This is a genomic window from Acinetobacter sp. MF4642 (assembly GCF_002018925.1).
Classification (GTDB): Bacteria; Pseudomonadota; Gammaproteobacteria; order Pseudomonadales; family Moraxellaceae; genus Acinetobacter; species Acinetobacter johnsonii.
The window spans coordinates 83271-89295 of the sequence record NZ_MVON01000012.1 but is presented as its reverse complement, the minus strand read 5'-3'; the positions used below and the strand labels follow the sequence as shown (position 1 = coordinate 89295).

Genomic DNA, 6025 nt, shown 5'->3' with positions numbered 1-6025 from the left:
TGTGCTGGCGACAATAGCAAGAGTGAACCACCTGATCCCTTCCCGAACTCAGAAGTGAAACCTCTTAGCGCTGATGGTAGTGTGGAGTTATCCATGTGAGAGTAAGTCATCGCCAGCTCATTAATTCAAATCCCCCTCCGCTAATCGCTGAGGGGGATTTTTTTATGTGTGAAATAATAAAAAATGAACGAATCAATCGTCTAATTGAGGTTTAGGACAGGTTTCTACATACTGATTTACTTATTTATCGATCATGACATTTAATCTACCCAACATTTTTGTTTTAAAATTTTTAAAAAATTGGATAGTCGATCAAATGCTCATAGTTTGTTAGCAATATCTTTAAATGGAATAATGAGTATGTCTAATAAAATTCAATATCAACTGAAAAAACTTCCTTTAATCTCATGTGCGTTGTTGAGCTGTTTGGCTTTTGGGCAAGTACATGCTGTATCTAATGATCAGGTCAAACATCTGGTTGAGTCAGAAAAAAAGAATTATTTAAATACTCTAGAGGCTTTAGTCAATATTGAGTCGGGGAGTAAAGATCTTGTCGGCGTGAATAAGATAGCCAAATATGTCGCTGAACAATTAAAAATGACAGGAGCTGAGGTCAGTATTGTAGAAGCTAAAGATATATATCGTATGGATGATACGCCCCAACAGACTGGTCCAATGGTAAAAGCTGTTTTAAAGGGTAAAGGCAGCAGTAAAATTATGCTAATTGCTCATATGGATACGGTGTATTTAACAGGAATGTTGAAAGACCAACCTTTTAAAATGGAAGGGGATAAAGTTTTTGGTCTTGGAATTTTAGATGATAAACAGGGGGTTGCTGCGATTATTCATACGCTTGATCTTTTGAAAAAGTTGAATTATCAAGACTATGGCATGATTACAGTCTTACTTAACTCCGATGAGGAGATCAGTTCGCCAGGTTCACGCAAACTGATTACTGAAACTGCACAAGACCAAGATGTGGTTTTGTCATTTGAGGGTGGTGGTAAAGATGGCAGTTTACGATTAGCCACCAGTGGGATTGGTGCAGCATATTTAGAGGTTCACGGGAAATCTGCACATGCAGGGGTTAAGCCTGAAGCAGGCATAAATGCACTGACAGAATTATCACATCAAATCTTACAGTTACAAGATTTATCCAATCCTAAAACAGGGTTGAAATTAAACTGGACTGTAGCGAGTGCAGGTAAAGTGCGTAACGTGATTCCAGACCTTGCGACTGCACAAGCAGATGTTCGTGCTTTGCAAGTTAAAGATTTTCAGCAAGTGGAACGTGTATTACAGGAAAGGATTAAACGTAAAAAGTTAGCTGATAGTGAAGTTAAGTTAAAGTTTGAAATGCGTCGCCCACCTTTAATGGCAAATCCACAGGCAAAAAAATTGGCTGAACAAGCACAGCTTATTTACAAAAATGATTTTAACTTACCAATGAAGGTCTTAACTGAAGCAACAGGTGGTGGTACAGATGCAGCATTTGCTGGCTTAAATTCGAAAGCAGCGATTTTAGAAGGCATGGGCTTATCTGGTGATGGTGCACATTCGAATAATGCTGAATATATTCTGGTCGAAAGTATTGTGCCGCGTTTATATTTAGCGACAAAGTTGATTATGGACTTATCGACCGCTCAAAAATAATAAAGTTGGTATGAAAGAACTCAACTGATTTGAGTTTTTACATCATGAAAGATGGTGTTTATTTTTAGCAGCATCTTTCATTAATCTAAATATTAGAATCTTATAAGGAAATGATGAGATCTTAAATAAAAACTATATAAAGTGAGGGATATTCTGAGAGATCGGTATAGCTATAGTTGATGTTACTTTTTTTATTCTTTGCTGCGTTATTCAGCGGAATCTGTTGGGTCTCGATGTATTGCTTGTTGTCCCAAGTGATTGGACTTTGGTCTTTATTCTTTAAGGAATGAAGGGGCAGCTTTTGTCTCTTCACTGTCGAATTGTTTCTTTTTAAATAAAAACTTCGAAATTACGTTTGCATAAAAAAATAAATGATAACGTGCTGTATATGATGCTTTTTTAACCAAGCAAGCTGAATGTAATTCATGGTAAAATGATCGGCTTTCATCTTTGATCTTTATTTGAGATCTTTCATCTGCCAGCCGAGAATTGCTAGCCATGTCTACTGCTTATACTATGCAGACCGCGCCTAAAGCGTTGTTTGATTACGACAAATATTGGGCGTCATGTTTTGAACCTGCGCCATTTTTGCCGATGTCGCGCGAGGAAATGGACCAACTCGGTTGGGATAGTTGTGACTTTATTTTGGTCTGTGGTGATGCGTATATCGATCATCCATCATTTTGTTCGGGCATTATTGGCCGTACGTTAGAAGCACAAGGTTTCCGTGTCGGGATTATTGCACAACCTGATTGGACGAATGTTGAAGCATTCCGTGTTTTGGGTAAGCCAACTATCGCTTGGGGTGTGACTGCTGGGAATATGGATTCGATGATCAACCGTTATACGGCTGATCGTAAAATCCGTTCTGATGATGCCTACTCGCCAGATAATTTACCCAATAAACGTCCAGACCGTGCAGCAACGGTGTATTGCCAACGTGTGCGTGAAGCATTTCCAGATGTACCTGTATTGTTAGGTGGAATAGAAGCGTCTTTACGTCGTATTGCACATTATGACTATTGGTCAGACAAAGTCCGTCGTTCAGTGTTGATGGACTCAAAAGCCGATCTTTTGATGTATGGTAATGGTGAGCGTTCAATTACTGAGGTGATGCATCGCTTAGCCAAAGGCGAAAAAATTCACGAAATTACCGATGTTCGTGGCACGGCATTTATCGTGAATAAGTTAAACCGTCCATCTAAAGCCAAGTTTGTGGAAATTGCATCAAATGATGTGGATACCATTGGCCGTGTTGATCCGATTATCAATCCTTATGTGATGACTGAAGATTTAGATGGCTGTGAAATTGAAAAAGATAAGGGTAATTCTTTAACCCAATACCAAAATTTCCAAAAAGAAATTGTGACGAATCAAATTGTTCGTGAAGGGGATAAACTCGATTCTGATACACAAATTGTGCAATTACAGCCGTCTTCAAAGGCAATTAAACATAAATTACCGCCGCGTGAACTGGCTGTGATTCGTTTGCCTGCATTTGAAGCAGTGGCAGATGATCCCGTTTTATATGCACATGCCAACCGTATTTTGCACTTGGAAACCAATCCGGGCAATGCGCGTGCTTTGGTACAAAAGCATGGCGAGCGTGATGTTTGGCTAAATGCTCCACCGATTCCGTTAACGACGGAAGAAATGGACTATGTGTTTGATTTACCTTATGCACGTCTACCGCATCCTGTCTATGCTGATGCGCGTTTCCCTGCATTTGACATGATCAAATTTTCAGTCAACATTATGCGTGGCTGTTTTGGCGGTTGTACCTTCTGTTCGATTACAGAACATGAAGGACGCATCATTCAAAACCGTTCAGAAGAATCAATTTTACGTGAAGTTGAAAAGATTCGTGATACGGCTCCGGGCTTTACTGGCATCATTTCTGACTTGGGTGGGCCTACAGCAAACATGTATCGTTTGCACTGTAAAGACCCTGAAATTGAAAAGAACTGTCGTAAACCATCCTGTGTTTATCCGGGTGTGTGTCAAAACCTACATACCGATCATGCACCTTTAACGCAGCTATATCGTAAAGCACGTGCCATTAAAGGTATCAAAAAGATTCTGATTGGTTCGGGTCTGCGTTATGACTTAGCGGTGTTAAACCCTGAATATGTTAAAGAATTGGTGCAGCATCATGTCGGTGGTTATTTAAAAATTGCGCCTGAACATACCGAAAAAGGTCCATTGTCTAAGATGATGAAACCGGGCATCGGGACCTATGATCGTTTCAAGCAAATGTTTGATCGTTTCAGTAAGGAAGCAGGTAAAGAACAGTATCTGATTCCGTACTTTATCGCAGCGCATCCGGGTACGACTGAATATGACATGATGAATTTGGCGATTTGGCTGAAGAAAAATGGTTTCCGTGCCGATCAGGTACAGACTTTCTATCCATCGCCAATGGCAACCGCGACCACCATGTATCACACGGGTAAAAACCCATTAGCCAAAGTGGCGCGATATACCGAAGATGTGGATATTGTGAAAGGTGAGAAGCGTCGTCGTTTGCACAAAGCCTTCTTACGTTATCATGATCCAAACAACTGGCCTTTGCTTCGCGATGCTTTAAAAGAAATGGGTCGCCAAGACTTGATTGGTAACTCGAAACAGCATTTGATTCCAACCTATCAACCGCAAGGGACAGAAGGTCAGTATCAGTCTGCTCGGAAGAAAAACTCAACCGTGGATGGCGATTCGCAAAAACGTAACGGTGATAGCCGTAACCAACAAGCGAAAAATCAATCTCGTCCATCAAATACCAAGAAGCGTCCTGAACGTGGTCAGATTTTAACGCAACATACAGGTTTACCACCGCGCGAAACAGGTGACGCCAAGAAGCCATTTGGACATTCCAAGTCAAAACCGAAGTCTAAGTCACGTGCTTAATGGCAATTGAATATAAAAAAGGATGCTACGGCATCCTTTTTTTAGGATTGATCTTTTTTTATTGCGTTAGAAAAATAACTCAAAGATTGGCTTTTCTGCCATACGTCTGGAAAATTGGGTCAGTCCAAAGAATCATATTGCACGTGAATGGATCACTCTATTACAGTGTAGATAGGCTAAAGAGCCAAAATTTCATTTAGATTAAAACAAAACGTGTTACAACGAATGACATTGCAAAAAATTGTTTAGTTTTATCAGCGTTTGTTTGATTTTAGCTTTAGTTTTTTTATTGCGTGGTTTGGATAAATGGTCAGTAGGTTATACTGATCGAATAAAAATGGTTGTGATACCGAAAATTATAATAAAGATCAAAAGGATGCAAATATGACAACTTATATGGTAATTGGTAGCGTGTTGTTGATACTGGTCATGATTTTAGCGAGTAAAGCGTTGATCCCTAAGACCAAGCAGCAAGATAGTGCATTAAGACAACGTGCTATTTTTAGTATGCATGAGCAACTGACTTATACTCGTTTGAAAGAAATTTTACCGCATCATACTGTTCTGGCACATGTGTCTTATGATGCCTTACTGACTACAAAATTTTCGCGTACGCGAAATAAATACCGCAATTTGGTGGCTGATTTTGTCATTGTGGATAGTGCACAACAAGTTTTGGCAGTGGTTGCTTTAGAAGATCCGCTTTCACTGAAACGTCCACAAAAGGCACAGTTTAAGGATGCGATCCTTGATATGGCTGGATATAAAGTGATTCGTTATGAAGAAGTGCCTGACTATCATCAGTTACGTGAAGATTTTTATGGCGATCTCTACGCCTCATCGCGTTTGACTAAAGATACGCGTGTAGCCAAAAAATATGATTACTATAATGCAGCACAAACTCGAAAATTACGTCTGATCGGCTAACTGAATCTCAGTGCGCATGATAAAAACATGAAAAATCATGTTTTTATCATGCATGTATTTTTTATGCAGGTTTCACTGCAACAACGGTTAACTCTACCAATACTCGTGGATCATAAAGTTTAGCTTCAACACAGGTACGGGGTAATGCATCAATGTCTGCAACCCAAGCATCCCAAACTTCATTGAACGCTGCATAGTCATTTTCAATGTCTTTTAAATAAATCGTTACCGATAAGATATGGCTTTTATCTGTGCCTGCATCAGCTAAAAATTGGTCAATCATGTCGAATGTTTGTTGGGTTTGACCTTTAATATCGAGATCAAAGTCAGACGCCAATTGACCTGCCAAATGAACGAGGTTGCCAGCAATCGCAACTTCAGAAAAACGATTTGAGACATGCAAACGTTGTACAGCCATAATATTTCTCTAACATGATTCATTATCTAAAGTTTACGTGATCGAGAATATTCTGCAAACCTAGTTTATTATCATCAGTTAAGTTTGTGCTGATCTTGCCAGTGGATCAATACGAATCAAAGA

5 protein-coding genes and 1 rRNA gene are annotated in these 6025 nt (G+C 39.6%); 4 read left to right on the top strand and 2 right to left on the bottom strand.

What is annotated here, in order from left to right; translation table 11 throughout:
- Positions 1-3 precede the first annotated feature (3 nt).
- Positions 4-118 (top strand): 5S ribosomal RNA (gene rrf / locus MF4642_RS08800).
- A 242-nt stretch (positions 119-360) separates the two neighbouring features.
- The gene (locus tag MF4642_RS08795) at positions 361-1653 is read left to right on the top strand and encodes a glutamate carboxypeptidase (protein ID WP_078425962.1); all 1293 of its coding nucleotides are present in this window, start codon (positions 361-363) and stop codon (positions 1651-1653) included.
- 272 nt (positions 1654-1925) lie between these two features.
- Here the strand turns inward: MF4642_RS08795 and MF4642_RS17170 are convergent, their stop codons facing one another.
- Entirely contained in the window at positions 1926-2153 is a 228-nt protein-coding gene (locus MF4642_RS17170) for a hypothetical protein (RefSeq protein ID WP_227518530.1), read from the bottom strand.
- On the opposite strand from MF4642_RS17170, the gene MF4642_RS08785 reads away from it, so the two are divergent.
- Positions 2152-4557, top strand: coding sequence for a YgiQ family radical SAM protein (locus MF4642_RS08785; protein WP_078425961.1), 2406 nt, complete (start codon positions 2152-2154; stop codon positions 4555-4557). The two genes, MF4642_RS17170 and MF4642_RS08785, sit on opposite strands and share 2 nt — an antisense overlap.
- Positions 4558-4941: 384 nt before the next feature.
- Positions 4942-5484, top strand: a complete 543-nt coding sequence (locus MF4642_RS08780; protein ID WP_078425960.1) for a DUF2726 domain-containing protein — start codon at positions 4942-4944, stop codon at positions 5482-5484.
- 61 nt (positions 5485-5545) lie between these two features.
- Here the strand turns inward: MF4642_RS08780 and MF4642_RS08775 are convergent, their stop codons facing one another.
- Positions 5546-5902, bottom strand: a complete 357-nt coding sequence (locus MF4642_RS08775; protein ID WP_078425959.1) for a RidA family protein — start codon at positions 5900-5902, stop codon at positions 5546-5548.
- Between the last annotated feature and the right edge of the window lie 123 nt (positions 5903-6025).